This window comes from Leptospira chreensis (assembly GCF_016919165.1).
Lineage (GTDB): Bacteria > Spirochaetota > Leptospiria > Leptospirales > Leptospiraceae > Leptospira_A > Leptospira_A chreensis.
Genome location: NZ_JAFFPS010000071.1, coordinates 131,292 through 145,082, shown reverse-complemented (window position 1 = coordinate 145,082; position 13,791 = coordinate 131,292). Strand labels below are relative to the sequence as shown.

Sequence of the window (13,791 nt, the reverse complement as noted above, 5' to 3'; positions counted from 1 at the left end):
ATTAAATATCTCCGTGAACAAGTGTTCACTTAAATGCGAAATACGAGGCGAAAATGAAAACATTTCCTTTTATCTACAATGAACCCAAGGAATTCCTAAGTTCTCTCCAACCCAAACAATGGGCGGATTTTCTATTAGGGGAGATCAATCCTCGGTTTTCGGTAACGGCAATCAAAGCCCGGGTTGTGGCAGTCCGCGAAGAAACGGAAGATTCCAAAACATTGGTTTTGAAACCAAACTGGTTGTGGAAAGGGTTTCGTTCGGGCCAACACATTCCGGTCACTGTGGAAATTGCGGGAAGGCGAGTGACAAGGTTTTATTCTTTGTCTTCTGTTCCCGGAGAGAAACATTTAAGTATCACCGTAAAACGCCAGAAAGGTGGTCTTGTATCTAACTTTATCAATCAAAATATCAAAAAGGGTGATTTGTTGGAATTGGGTGAAGCCTCGGGAGAGTTTGTGCTTCCCCAAACTTTACCATCTAAGTTTTTATTTTTAGCGGGTGGTAGTGGAATCACTCCGATCCATTCCATTCTCAAACAACTACAGTCTTTGAAATACAATGGTAAAGCCACCTTACTATACTTTGTTCGATCTTTTGAAGATATCATCTTACGTTCTTCCTTAGAAGAGATTGCAAAACAAACAGGTTGGTTAGAGATTCATTATGTTTTTTCAGATGTTCCTAAAGAAGGTTATGACTCTGGATTTTTAACCAAGGAAATTTTACAGAAATATACGAAAGATTTAAAATCCTATTCTGTTTATGTTTGTGGGCCGGCTCCCATGCAAACCAAAGCCCTTTCTCTTTTGGAAGGAAACGAAGTGAAGTCAGAGTTATTTATGTTACCTGGCCAATCTGCTTTGAAAGTGAAAAAAACAGGGACTGTGGATGTATTTTTATCTCGCAGTCACAAAACCATTCAAGTGAAAGGGGAACGTTCCCTTTTAGAAGAATTGGAAGACCAAGGAATTTATCCTCAAAGTGGATGTCGGATGGGGATTTGCCATACTTGTGTTTGCAAAAAAACAGTGGGCTCTGTCACCGATTTATCTAAAGGCGAAGTATCGCAGTTAGGTGAAGAAAACATTCAAATTTGTGTCTCTCGGGCCGAATCAAATCTGGAATTGGAACTTTAGGTTTTAAACTTAGAAACCAAAACTTGTAAATCAGAATTAGAAGAAATAATCATAGGAAAAAAAGATGAGAACGATTAGCAAAAAATTAAACAAAGAAGAAATTGAAGCCTTTGGAAAAGAAGTGGAAACACTCCGCGATGAAGTGATGGCTAAGGTCGGAAAAGAAGACGCAGACCATATTCGATTTATTTATAAAACCTATCGGTATACAGAGATCCTTGGTCGTGGACTTCTGCACTTTAGTTTTGAACCAATTTCTTTTGTGGCAGGCACCTTGTTACTTGCTACTTCCAAAATCATCAACAATATGGAACTTGGTCATAATGTTCTCCACGGACAGTATGATTGGATGAACGATCCTAGATTCAACTCAAGAACATTTGAATGGGACATTGTGAGTGATGCCCACCAATGGAAGTTCTATCACAATTATATGCACCATACATATACAAACGTTTTGAACAAAGACCATGATTATGGTTATAATTTTACACGTTTGACAGAAGAACAAAAATGGAAACCTGTCCACCTAACGCAACCTTTCACTAATTTACTTCTTGCCATGAACTTTCAGTGGGGAGTTGGGGCTCATGGATTTCGAGTGGAATACATGGAAATTCCAAAAAAACAAAGAAAGAAAAAATCCTTAAAAGACTACAAAGCTGTCTTCTTTAAGAAGATTGAATTGCAACTAGTAAAAGATTATCTTTTGTTTCCACTTCTTGCTGGTTTGAATTTTCCAAAAATCATTTTAGGAAACCTGATTGCGAATTTGATTCGAAATCTTTGGACTTATGCGGTGATCTTCTGTGGTCATTTTACTGAAAATGCAGAATCCTTTTCCGTAGACGACATCACTGGTGAAACCAAAGCCGAGTGGTACTTGAGACAACTCAAAGGTTCTTCTAACTTAGATGGCAGTAACTTTTTCTATACGATGACTGGTCACTTGAGTCACCAAATAGAACACCATATGTTTCCTAGTATGCCGGCAAAACGTTACCGTGAAGTGGCACCGCGTTTGAAAGAAATCTGCGCTAAGTATGGTCAACACTACAACACGGGAAGTTTCGTAAAACAGTTCGCTTCTGTTTGGAAACGAATCATTGCTTATTCTTTTCCAGATACTTTTGCAGGAAAATTAATGGGAAACAAAAAGAAATATTTGGAACCAAAGACTTTGATTCCGCAACCTAGTTTCCAGATATCCCTTCCAGAAGAGAAATCTGTTACCAGCATGTAACCTGAATTATCTAGAACTTCCCACTAACGCATTGTGGGAGGTTCATCCCTTTCCTTTCTATGGGTCCTCAAATTCTTGAGGGCCCTTTTTTTTCATCTTTAGGAAAGTTTGATTTTGTTTGCCGAAAGGATGGCCAAACTATCTGTATGAAATCCTTTACACCACTGGGTTCGTAGTTCTTTTCTTTTGGTGGATTTGTTTTTTGCTCTCTCCATCAAATAACCTACGACCACTCTTGCTGCTGATTCCACTACTTCAAAACTATAGGTTTCCTTTGTTTGTTGGTCTCCAATCGCTTTGTAAGTTTCAACAATGGATTCAAACAGGGTTCGGATTTCTAATAATTTGGAATTGGATTCAGATCCTTTTGCCAAATGATCTAAGTAAGCTCGGAAAGTTCCCGTAGGACTCATTCCAGAAGTGATTCCACCAATGGCCGCATTGACTTGGATTTGTGTGGTTCCATCATAGATATTGGTGATCCTTGCATCTCGATAGAGTCTGGAGAGATCATAATCTTCTGTATATCCTGCTCCACCTAATACTTGTAATCCGTCATAAACCAAATCATTACACATTTCTGAGTTGTAATATTTGGATATGGGTGTGAGTGTGTTGGCAACTTTCTCCCAAAACTTGCCAGTTTTGGAATCTTCTGGAGAAACAGTTCTACCATCTTCATACGAATAGTATTTATCCACAGAGTAAGCCGCCTCTACCATAAGGCAACGCATCGCGGCCAATTCCCTTTCCATCCGATCCAACATCCGGCGTACTGCTGGAATTTCATAAATCGGTTTTCCAAATTGGATTCTTTCTTTTGCATATTTGAGAGCTTCTTCGTAAGCCGCTGTGACAATGCCTGTGCCTTGGGAAGAGACACTGAGACGAGCACCATTGAGCATTCCCATCACATACTTCACAAGTCCAAATCCCTCTTTTCCTACAAGATGCCCTTCGCTATTTTCAAAAACAGTTTCACAAGTTGCTGATGCTTTGATTCCTAGTTTCTTTTCAATTCCTTGCACCGCATAATCTTTGTTCTCAACGATAAAAAAAGATAAACCCCTGGCTCCACTTTCTTGGGTTCCTGTTCTTGCGAGTGTGAGTGTAATGCCTGGGCTTCCGTTGATCCCACAAGCTACTGTTTGGAATCTTTTGGTTCCATTCAAATACCACTTATCATTGGTCTTAGTTGCTTTTGTAGTTACACTCGGTAAATCAGATCCAAAGTCTGGTTCGGAAAGTCCCATAGTGACCGTGTAATTTCCAGAAATTAATTTAGGGATCCATTCTTCTTTCATCTCGTCAGTAGCACAGGCTTCTAAGATCGCAGCTAGTCCCATACTTCCCACGGCAATGGTGATGGAACTATCTGACCGGTACATTAACTCCGCAATGATTGCTTTAATGATACTCGGGGCTCCGAGACCACCATACCTTCTTTTGAAAGCAACGGGACCAAGACCTGCCTCATGGTACATTTTAATGACATCCACCATTTCTTGCGGGTGGATCACGTTACCGTTATCAAATTTTAGACCTTTGGCATCCACTGTGGCGGCAACTTGGGATACATACATTCCACTAATTTCTCCGCAAGATTTTAGGATTTCTTCGTAAAAGGATTTCGCCTCATCTACATTAGATGGTGCATATTCTAATCTAGGATTACTGTTCTCCGCATAAAGTTTAGAATCAGAAAAATTATTTTCATAGAGAGGAACGATTTCATTCCAATCAATCAGTTCGTAAAAGTGTTCCTTTAGATCTTCGTTGGTTTGAAAGTAGTTGCTTTGGATCATATAAATTCCTTTTGGATTAGAAGATGAATTTTATGAATATGAGGCGATTAAAAAAAATCGTATAACAAAAAAAATTGAAACGATGATTTTAGGTGAACCGATCGGTTTCCTTTTTTGCTTCCGTTGGAGAGAAGGGGACAAAAAAGAACATAGTAATTGATTTTTGATTGTAACAAATCTGGTTCCTTTCTAGGGAAATTAAGGTTTCTTTTTTGGATTTCCGATTTAGAATTCTAAATCGATCTCTGTCGAAGGAACTTGTTTTTTTGACGGAACAGGAGACATATGAAACAACTCATTTCCATTCTCACGCTTGTATTTGCGATTCAATGTGCGAGCGTACCAACGGTACAATTTCCCGTAAAGTCTACAGTTTCGGGAACTGCTGTGGAATACAAATTGGACGGGAAAACCTATGAAGGATTTCTCGCTAACGATTCTTCTGCCACTGGAAAACGTCCCGGTGTTCTTGTGATCCATGAATGGTGGGGAGTGAATGATTATCCCAAACAAAGAGCGAAACAACTCGCCGACTTAGGTTATGTTGCTTTTGTTATGGATATCTACGGAAAAGGAATTCTTGCAAAAGACCATGTGGAAGCGGGAAAACTATCGAGTGCCAATGGAGATCCCAAGATTCTTTTGAAAAAAATCTATAAGGCTCTTGAAATATTAAAATCCAATCCCAATGTAGATTCCAGTAAAATTGGAGCGATTGGTTATTGTTTTGGTGGCGGTGGAGTCATTGAACTGGCGCTAGACGGTGCTGATTTAAAAGGGGGAGTGGTTTCTTTTCACGGTTTTTTAGCTAGTAAGAATCTGGCAACGGGTGTGAAAAAAATCAAAACTAAAGTTTTAGTCCATCACGGTGCTGATGATCCTTTTATTCCGAAGGCTTCCGTAGATACATTTGTCAAAACCATTGCGGATGCGAAGGCTCCGGTGAGTTTTGTTTCTCATCCGGGAGCCGTTCATGGATTCACTCGACCAGGGACAGAAGATCGCGGATTACCAGGACTTGCATACAACAAGAAAGCTGATTATGCATCCTTTGAAAGTATGGAGAACTTTTTTGCAGCAAACTTCAAATAGACGAGAGGAAGCACAAAGAGGGTAAGGGCACTGGCTGATACTAACCCTCCAATCACTACGGTGGCAAGAGGTCTTTGGACTTCTGCTCCGGGTGATGTGCTGATTGCCATGGGAATGAATCCAATGGATGCAAGGAGAGCGGTTGTGAGAACCGGGCGAAGTCTTGACAAAGCGGCTTCTTTCACTGCTTCTTCTTTTCTTTTTCCCGATTGTTCCAAACTTCGAATGAAACTGATGAGCACAAGCCCATTCAGGACAGCAATTCCAAAGAGCGCTATAAAACCCACACCCGCAGAAATACTAAATGGCAAATTCCTGAGATACAAAGCAAAGATTCCTCCTGTGATGGCAAAGGGAACATTGAGAAAAATGATGATTGCCGCCGATATCTCGTTAAATGCAAAGTAGAGGATTAGAAAAATAATCAAAAGTGTGATTGGTACAACAACATAGAGTGTTTTTGTAGCCGATTCAAATTTTTCAAACTCTCCTCCTGTTGTATAATGATACCCGGATGGAAATTTGATTTCTTTTTCCAAAACATCTTGGACTAAGTTCACAGTGCTTACCATATCACTTCCGCGAATGTTAAATTGAACTAAAGCATACCTGTTTTGGTTTTGATGGTAAATTTGTACTGGCCCATCTTCAATTTGGATTTCCGCTAACTCGTGTAACGGGGCAAAAGTGTTTTTTCCCACCCTGACTGGGATGTTTTTGATTGGTCCGGGTTTTGGTTCTACTTCCGTTTTCACAACAATTTCAAATCGTTTCATTCCTTCATAAACAATCCCTGCGGGAACTCCTGAAGAAATGGATTCTGTGACACGATTGATATCCACAATGGACTGGTCATACCTGGCCAACTTTTCTCTGTTTGGTTTGATGCGAAGGTATTCGAGTCCATACAATTGTTCAATGCGTAGATCCACAACACCGGGGATATGTTTGATTTTAGATGTTATCTCTTCTGCTACCAGTTTTAGTTTGGTTAGATCATCTCCAAATACTTTGATTCCCACATCGGCTCGGATTCCGGCCATAATCTCATTGTTTCGCATTTCTATGGGTTGGGAAAGTCCATAGGCGACATGGGGGGCCACTCTTTCTATGATCTCTTGTATTTTGGATTCAATTTCTTCTTTGGACAAGTTCCAGTCTGATCTTGGTTTCATATCCAAATACAAATCTGTTTTTTCGACACCCATAGGTTCAATGGCCAACTCAGGAGAACCAGTTCTCGAAACCACTTCTGTGATTTCTGGAATTTCGTCTAAAATAGTTTTTTCTATTTTCATAGAAGATAAAACCGATTCTGTCAATGTTGTGGATGGATACCGACTGACTTCGATGAGAAGGTTCCCTTCATCTAATTTGGGAAGGAACTCTCCTCCCAAGCGAAAGAATAAAAGGATCGAAAGAACAAGGACACCAATTGTAGAATAGGTTACCTTCTTTGGTTCCTTCAGGCAATAGTCTAGTTTCGGAGTATACCAGTTATGAATTTTTTGGAAAAACTTTGTTTCTCCTTCTGCGATATTTCCGCCCTTTAAAAAGTAAGATGCTAAAACAGGAATGAGTGTGAGTGTCAAAAAGAAGGCACCGAGTAACGCAAAAAGTACGGTGGTTGCCATAGGGATGAACATCTTTCCTTCCGTTCCACTTAAGGTAAGGATGGGAATATAAACAATTCCAATGATGATTTCTCCGTAGATGGTGGCTTTACGGACTTCGATGGTTGCCGATAGAATGGTTTCCTTTTGTTCTTTGTCGGTAAGATCTCTTTTTAATTCCTTTCTTTTCTGTCCGAGTCGCCTATGTGAGTTTTCTATCAGAATGACGGCCCCGTCCACGATGAGTCCAAAATCAATGGCTCCCATCGACATCAAGTTTGCGGGAAGGTCTCGCAAAAACATAAGACTGATGGCAAATAACATGGCAAGGGGAATGACCGATGCGATGACAAGTCCTGAGCGAAAATCACCAATCATAAGAAATAGAATGATGATGACAAGGATGGCACCTTCCGATAAATTCCAAACAATTGTGTTTAATGTATTTTTAACCATGATCGAACGATCATAATACGGTTTGATCTTCATACCAGTGGGAAGGGTTTTTTCGATCTGAGTGATTTTTTCTTTTACGGCCGTTGTTACTTCTAAAGAATTTTCACCGAGTAACATCAGTGTTACGGCCCCAACCACCTCAGATTTCCCCGCTGCAGTGGCGGCACCTTTTCGTAGTCTTGGTCCTTCAATTATTTTTGCAACACTACTTAAATAAATGGGGAACCCGTCTCCCATTTTCCCCACTTGGATTTTTTCAAAATCGGAAATTGATTTTAATAATCCATCACTTCCGACAATCAATTGTTCGCCGGCCCTTTCAATGTATCCACTCCCCGTAGAAAGATTATTGGATTGGACTGCCGTTACGATTTGGTTTAATGAGAGACCAAGTGCCGCCGTTTTAAAGGGATCAACTATGACTTGGTATTGTTTTGTTTTTCCTCCGAAACTATTCACTTCCACAATCCCTGGAACGGTTTTTAGAGCGGGGTTGATGTACCAATTCAAATAAGTGGTGAGTTCCATTTGGTTATGGAATTCACTTTCTAAAGTAAATTGAAACACTTCCCCGAGCCCTGTTGTGATGGGACCAATCACAGGTTTTCCAAAAATAGCGGGGATGTTTTCTGAGGCTTCCGTTAGTTTTTCGCTAACCAGTTGTCTACTTTTCCATAAATCAGTTCCATCTGAAAAGACTGCTGTGACTAGAGAAAATCCATAACGAGAAACCGAGCGGACTTCGATTAAATTCGGAATTCCCGTGATGGCTCTTTCTACTGGTAAAGTGATGTACTGTTCAATCTCCAAAGTAGATAGAGCAGGGGATGTGGTGATTACCTGCACTTGTACATTGGTAATGTCTGGGACTGCATCCACTTTTAGATGCGCAAAAGAATAAATTCCACCAAACACGAGTAACGTTGTAAAAACCAAAACCAATAATCGATTTTGTAGAGAAATTTGGACAATTTTTGTTAAAAATTCCATATCATTCTCCCCCGAAGGTTGATTTGAAGAGAATGGCTTTGAGTTCAAAAGCTCCCTTAGTTACAATACTTTCTTCCTCCACAAGACCAGAAAGGACTTCTACTTTTCCTTCACCGGCACTTCCAGTTGTGATTTCTTTCCATTGGAATTCATTTGGTTTAGATTCGATAAAGATAAACTTTCGATTCTGATAAGATTGGATAGCCTCTTCAGGAATTTGAATTCCTTGTCTGTCATGTACCGTTAGGAGGGCCTTTCCAAACAATCCAATCTTTGCTTTGCGATTTTTGTTTTTAAAAACAACTCTGGCATGTACAGTTCTAGATTCCGGATCCACTTTTTCTCCGATATGTTCTAAAACTCCTTCGAATTCTAAATCAGGATAAGCATTCAAAACGATTTTACCGCGATCTCCTTCCGAGAGATGTTTTAAATCATTTTCAAAAATTTTTGCTTGGAACCAGAAATAAGAAAGTTCTGCGATTGTTGTTAGGATTTGATTTCCTAAAACGATAGAACCTGGAATTGCATTTCTGGAGAGGGCTAGGCCTGCCCTTGGAGCAAAGACTGTATACACTCCTGATGTCGAATGATCAATGGGAAGTCCATTGGCTCGTAAATTTTCTTCGGCAGCATTTTTTTCCGATTCAATCACTTTTAAATTTGATTCAACATCAATTAGCTCTTGTTTGGCGGCAAGATTCATTTTTACTAGGGAATGGATTCTGTTTAGATTTTGTTCCGAAGCTATATATTTTGATTTTGCTACTAAATAGGTAGACCGAAGTTTCGCTAGTTCAGGAGAATCAATCGTTGCTAATCTTTGACCTTTTTTAATCGAATCCCCTTCCACAAAATAAACAGATGTAATCCGTCCTGAGATCCTTGCTGGTACATCAATGATGGCATCGGGAACCGCTTCTGTTTCACCAATCAGTTCGATTTTGGTTTGGATGGGTTCTGTTCTAATGATTGTTGTTTCGATCTGGAGGTTTTTTCGATTTTCTCCGAGTAGTTTGACTATGTCTTTGGATTCCTTTTGATTTTCCAAATTGGTGTGAGTCTCTCTAGATTTCCATAAATAGAAAGAGAGAAAAATAAACAGAATGGACGTTATTAGAATGATTGTTTGTTTTTTCATGGTTTGACTCCTAATGAGTCGCTAGGTAGACCGAGAACACGAACGAGTTCAATTTGAGATAATTCGAATTCGGTTTTTGTGTTCAGGTAGTTTAGTTTTGTTTGTAAAAGAATTCTTTGGTGGTTGATGGCATCGATGATTTTGATTTTTCCAAATCGGATTGCTTCTTGAAGATTTTTTAAATCTGATTCGGCCCGGTCCATTGTTTGTGTATCATAAAGTTTGATTTCTTCCGAAAGAGTGAGATAGTTTGTCAGCGCAAACAAAACTTCCTGTTTGATATTTCTGGAAACAGATTCTTTCAGTTCTTTGGAATTATCAATTTGGGAAGAGGCAATGATGGTTTCCCCTTCATAATCTCTCCAAACAGTCATTGGGAAACTCACCAAACCTCCCACAACTCTCTCATTGAATCCATCATTCTGTGCGAAGCCACCTAAAGTTACGTTTGGAATTTTTTGACGTCTCACTTCGTTTTGACGAAGAAGGGATAACTCAATTTCCTTTTCCGATAACAAAAGTTCGGGACGCATATTCATCGCCAATTGGATTAAATCGAGTTTTTCTTTTGGTAGGTCTTTCGGCAAAATCCAATGTTGGATTTGGATGGTTTCTTTTTCTAAAGAAAATCCGAGTAATACTTCTAACTCTGATTTTGCATTTTCCGATAATCTATGGATTTGATTCCAGATTTTAAAAATCCTAATTTCTTCTGATTCTGATAAGGATTCATCAATCCCTGGCGAAAGGCCTTCGTTCACTCTTGCTTTGGATACTTTTTTTAGTTCTTTGACAAGATTTAAACTATTGAGACTGTTTTCTTCTTCCAAATGTAGATAACGATATCTGGTTAATTTTTTTAAAGCTTCAAATTCTAAGATTCGCCTTACAGACTCTAGTCGGAAAACTTGCGCCTTAAATTCTTCATCTGCAATCTGTATGGCAATCTCTCGTTTTCCATTGGTAAAGATCTCTTGATTGACCATTACCTGAAAGTTATTTGCGGCATTAGGCCCTGAAAGTAAAGAGGGGCTTGAGGTATCCCCTTTTCTTGCGGCCATATAACCATTAAAAACGGGATTGGAAGGAAAATAATAAGAAGCTACTTTTTTCCTTCCAGATATTTCCTTAAGTTTGATTTCTTCAATTCGATAGTCAGGATGTTTATTCACAATACAATGACTGAGTTCCTGAATTGAATTGTATTTTTGACAATTACCTCCCAAGGAATCATTAGATTCCGCTTGGATTGGTAAAACGAGAACATAGATATAAACCAAACAAGAAAGAAGTATCTTCCGTTGTATGGGAAAAAAATAAAAATTCATAAAACCTCCAAAGTGGTCACGCAATACAATTGCGAATCAACTAAGTAAGGTTATGTTTAGGTGGGCGGAAGAAACTATTTACAGTAACAAGTTGAGGAATTAAAAGTTCTGGTTGGTGGATATAAACTTTATGGAGTTGGATGAGTATATGAGAGAGATATAAGTCCCAAGAAACAGATACAATCAAATTACATGGGCAAGAAAAACAAACATGGTCAGTATGTTCCCCTTCTTCATTCAAATCATGGCCAGCATTAACATCTAAGGCATGATCCAAAAAAGCATAGGGGCAACCACTTTCAGGAGAACCAATGAGCCCACAGTTGACCTCATTGTCAACGATGCGTTGGTACATAAAATTGGCGGAAAATAGAAATACAAAGCTAAATAGGAAAACTTGCCTCCAGAATTTGGATTTTTTTCGATCTAACTTCATAAGATTACTTAAAGTTTGGAATCTCCTTCGCAGTTTGCAATAACTTATCTGCAATTTCTGGAACACAAAGAGGGGAAACATGGCTGCTATCCACGAAAATTTTGCAGTTTGTATTTCCTTTGTTCAAAGAGATTAGACGAATATTTTTCGAATTTGGATCAACCAAAGATCGACCTAAAGTTTCAAATAAATCCCCTCCCGTAATCGATTTTCTGATTTGGTTGTAGTAGGGATGGATTTGTGGTTCCCAAAAAACTGTGGGAATATTGTGTTCTTCTGCGTGTTGGATGATTCGTTTCAAAAATCCATATTCGGTTTCAGAAAGAGTATATTTAGAAAGTAAAAGTTCTCGTTGTGATTCGCTGAAGTCTACAATACGAGCTTTGTATTCTTCTGGTGTGAAACGATCTAATTCAATGCCCGCATTCGCAGGATTAAATGGTCTTTTTTTGTTTAGATAAGATGAGACTGCAATAAAGTATGTATCATCGGTAACTGTTTTACCTTTGACCCAGTTAGAAATTCCTTGGATCGGTCTAAAATGATAATTGTAAGAAACAAATAATAATTTGGTGATGATTTCTCTTTGAAACTTAGAATTAAAAGTTGGGTAAATGTCAATTAACTCATCTTCATGTAACATTAACTCTTGCCATTTTGTTTTGTAAGAGTATACATTGTTTTCATTTAACATTTCTTCTGAGAATTCTAAGAATAAAACATCTGGTTTGAATCCAGACTTTGTCATAGATTGTATCATTAGATAAAATAAAAAATATTCTCCAGCTTTGATGGCGGATCTGGTCTCAAAATAAACTGGTTCCGCATATGTGGATTTGTTTACCGGAATGTTCTCCCATTCATGGAAGATATCGGAACGAGAAGTCCCTGTAACAAGAGCAACTTTAGTTTTTTCTGACTGAAGTTTTTTGTCTTCCTCCCATACTTTTGGTAAACCAAGGAATAAGTTTTGTCCAGATTTATAAGCCCTGCGTCCAGCTTCTCTGAACTCCGGTATACAAACCAATTTATCAATTAGAAAGAGAGTAAAGATAATGAAAAATGGATAAAAATAAATACGTTTTTGGTTCATGGTGTCTCTCAGAATTGGAAATAGATAAATGTTTCCACAGGATTTTCAATTTTGACTAAAGCAAAGAAAACAAGTATCGTAAAGATAGGAACTAACCAATTTGTATACGGTTGTAGTTTTTCTTTAAAATAGTTTTTGTATTCCACAAATTGAAAGAGGTAACAAGCAAAGATCAGAAACCAAAAATCTGGTTTATAAATAAAATTTTTAGCAGTGGAAGTGGATGCCGACCAGAAAGCATAAATTCCTTTTAATGAATCCAAACGGAAAAAAGGACTAATCAAATTGAATCCAATGAATACATAAATAAACCCAAAGATCTTTTGTTTAATGTTCATTTCCTTTCGGCTTAATTTACCAAATGCGAAACGTTCAATTGCTAAAAACACTCCATGTAAAAATCCCCAGATAAAAAATGTATACGTATTTCCATGCCATAATCCAGCCAATGCCATTACGGTGATCGTGTTGAACATAAATCTAGATTCGGAAACTCGGTTTCCACCGAGCGGAATGTATAGGTAATCTCTAATCCATGTTGATAATGTGATATGCCATCTGGACCAAAATTCGGAAAAACTAACTGATAAAAATGGAGAACGAAAGTTTTCAGGAATTTCATACCCGAGTAAAAATGCAGACCCACGTGCAATGTCCGTATACCCGGAAAAATCTCCATACACTTGTAAAGAAAAAGCCACAGTCGAAAGAAGGATACTCAATCCATCAAATCCTGAAGGATCAGCAAAAACTGGGTTGATGGACTTTGCGATTTGATCAGCGATTAATACCTTTTTAATGATACCAGAAAGAATGTGTAAAATTCCACGGTGAACAAAATCCCAGTTGAGTTTCGCACGATCGATTTGTTCATAAAAATCATCATGGCGCATAATGGGACCCGCAATGAGTTGAGGGAAAAATAAAATGAAGAGTAAAAAATTTAGAAAAGGAGACTCGTTGAATTTTCCATGCCAAGCATCCACGAGGTAAGCAATCATTTGAAAAGTATAGAAACTGATGGCTAATGGAAGTGCAAATTCACTTAACGATTGAATGAATGGGATGGAGATTTCTCCTTCCTTACTTAAGAATTGTAAGTAAGTTAAAATGTACTTAAAGAAACAAAGATTCAGTAAGTTGATCACCACACCTAAGATGAGGAAGATTTTCTTTTTAGTTTTGAGGATGGCTAAAACAAAAAAATGTGTGATGAGAATGAAGAGTAAAAAATGACTTAAAAAAGAAAGACTCCAATATCCATAAAAAACCAGTGAAAAGAAAATGAGGATGTACTTTCTGAACTTTCCAGGAGCTATCCAATAAATAGAATAACAAGCAATAAAGAAGAAGAGATAGTCAACGGAATTGAACAGCATTTTTCCTAGAATTTCCCCGATATTTTTTTCTACCAGTCATTTTACACAATCATACTTGCCTCAAAAATCAAATCCA

General features: G+C 38.3%; 10 protein-coding genes. 3 read left to right on the top strand and 7 right to left on the bottom strand.

Annotation, left to right across the window (positions count from 1 at the left end; translation table 11 throughout):
- Nucleotides 1–53 precede the first annotated feature (53 nt).
- On the top strand, nucleotides 54–1,139 hold the full coding sequence (locus tag JWG41_RS18935; RefSeq protein ID WP_205271365.1) for a ferredoxin reductase: 1,086 nt from the start codon (nucleotides 54–56) through the stop codon (nucleotides 1,137–1,139).
- 64 nt (nucleotides 1,140–1,203) lie between these two features.
- Nucleotides 1,204–2,382 carry a fatty acid desaturase family protein gene (locus JWG41_RS18930; protein WP_205271364.1) on the top strand — a complete coding sequence of 393 codons (1,179 nt, stop codon included), beginning with the start codon at nucleotides 1,204–1,206 and terminating at the stop codon, nucleotides 2,380–2,382.
- 98 nt (nucleotides 2,383–2,480) lie between these two features.
- Here JWG41_RS18930 and JWG41_RS18925 read toward each other — a convergent pair whose 3' ends face one another.
- Nucleotides 2,481–4,187, bottom strand: a complete 1,707-nt coding sequence (locus JWG41_RS18925; RefSeq protein ID WP_205271363.1) for an acyl-CoA dehydrogenase family protein — start codon at nucleotides 4,185–4,187, stop codon at nucleotides 2,481–2,483.
- Between the two features lie 285 nt (nucleotides 4,188–4,472).
- On the opposite strand from JWG41_RS18925, the gene JWG41_RS18920 reads away from it, so the two are divergent.
- Nucleotides 4,473–5,279 (top strand): dienelactone hydrolase family protein, encoded by an 807-nt coding sequence (locus JWG41_RS18920; protein ID WP_205271362.1) that lies wholly within the window; start codon nucleotides 4,473–4,475, stop codon nucleotides 5,277–5,279.
- On the opposite strand, the gene JWG41_RS18915 is transcribed toward JWG41_RS18920, so the two are convergent.
- From JWG41_RS18915 to JWG41_RS18890, 6 genes are read right to left on the bottom strand one after another with little or no spacing between them, the layout of a single operon-like run.
- The gene (locus tag JWG41_RS18915; protein ID WP_205271361.1) at nucleotides 5,228–8,338 is read right to left on the bottom strand and encodes an efflux RND transporter permease subunit; all 3,111 of its coding nucleotides are present in this window, start codon (nucleotides 8,336–8,338) and stop codon (nucleotides 5,228–5,230) included. The genes JWG41_RS18920 and JWG41_RS18915 overlap by 52 nt on opposite strands.
- Nucleotide 8,339: 1 nt before the next feature.
- Nucleotides 8,340–9,479 (bottom strand): efflux RND transporter periplasmic adaptor subunit, encoded by a 1,140-nt coding sequence (locus JWG41_RS18910; protein WP_205271360.1) that lies wholly within the window; start codon nucleotides 9,477–9,479, stop codon nucleotides 8,340–8,342.
- Complete coding sequence (locus tag JWG41_RS18905) at nucleotides 9,476–10,807, bottom strand: TolC family protein (protein WP_205271359.1); 1,332 nt, start codon at nucleotides 10,805–10,807, stop codon at nucleotides 9,476–9,478. Before JWG41_RS18905 ends, JWG41_RS18910 begins: the two co-directional genes overlap by 4 nt.
- 40 nt (nucleotides 10,808–10,847) lie before the next feature.
- A complete protein-coding gene (locus tag JWG41_RS18900) occupies nucleotides 10,848–11,243 on the bottom strand; it encodes a hypothetical protein (RefSeq protein ID WP_232374118.1) in 396 nt (131 codons plus the stop codon).
- Nucleotides 11,244–11,247: 4 nt separating this feature from the next.
- Nucleotides 11,248–12,336, bottom strand: coding sequence for a DUF1574 family protein (locus tag JWG41_RS18895; protein ID WP_205271358.1), 1,089 nt, complete (start codon nucleotides 12,334–12,336; stop codon nucleotides 11,248–11,250).
- An 8-nt stretch (nucleotides 12,337–12,344) separates the two neighbouring features.
- A complete protein-coding gene (locus JWG41_RS18890) occupies nucleotides 12,345–13,715 on the bottom strand; it encodes an MBOAT family O-acyltransferase (protein ID WP_205271357.1) in 1,371 nt (456 codons plus the stop codon).
- Nucleotides 13,716–13,791 lie beyond the last annotated feature (76 nt).

What these genes read in the sequence shown, in the direction of transcription:
- JWG41_RS18890 (WP_205271357.1), bottom strand. Translation starts at nt 13,715, where the DNA reads ATGCTGTTCAATTCCGTTGACTATCTCTTCTTCTTTATTGCTTGTTAT.
- JWG41_RS18910 (WP_205271360.1), bottom strand. Translation starts at nt 9,479, where the DNA reads ATGAAAAAACAAACAATCATTCTAATAACGTCCATTCTGTTTATTTTT.
- JWG41_RS18920 (WP_205271362.1), top strand. Translation starts at nt 4,473, where the DNA reads ATGAAACAACTCATTTCCATTCTCACGCTTGTATTTGCGATTCAATGT.
- JWG41_RS18900 (WP_232374118.1), bottom strand. Translation starts at nt 11,243, where the DNA reads ATGAAGTTAGATCGAAAAAAATCCAAATTCTGGAGGCAAGTTTTCCTA.
- JWG41_RS18930 (WP_205271364.1), top strand. Translation starts at nt 1,204, where the DNA reads ATGAGAACGATTAGCAAAAAATTAAACAAAGAAGAAATTGAAGCCTTT.
- JWG41_RS18915 (WP_205271361.1), bottom strand. Translation starts at nt 8,338, where the DNA reads ATGGAATTTTTAACAAAAATTGTCCAAATTTCTCTACAAAATCGATTA.
- JWG41_RS18925 (WP_205271363.1), bottom strand. Translation starts at nt 4,187, where the DNA reads ATGATCCAAAGCAACTACTTTCAAACCAACGAAGATCTAAAGGAACAC.
- JWG41_RS18905 (WP_205271359.1), bottom strand. Translation starts at nt 10,807, where the DNA reads ATGAATTTTTATTTTTTTCCCATACAACGGAAGATACTTCTTTCTTGT.
- JWG41_RS18935 (WP_205271365.1), top strand. Translation starts at nt 54, where the DNA reads ATGAAAACATTTCCTTTTATCTACAATGAACCCAAGGAATTCCTAAGT.
- JWG41_RS18895 (WP_205271358.1), bottom strand. Translation starts at nt 12,336, where the DNA reads ATGAACCAAAAACGTATTTATTTTTATCCATTTTTCATTATCTTTACT.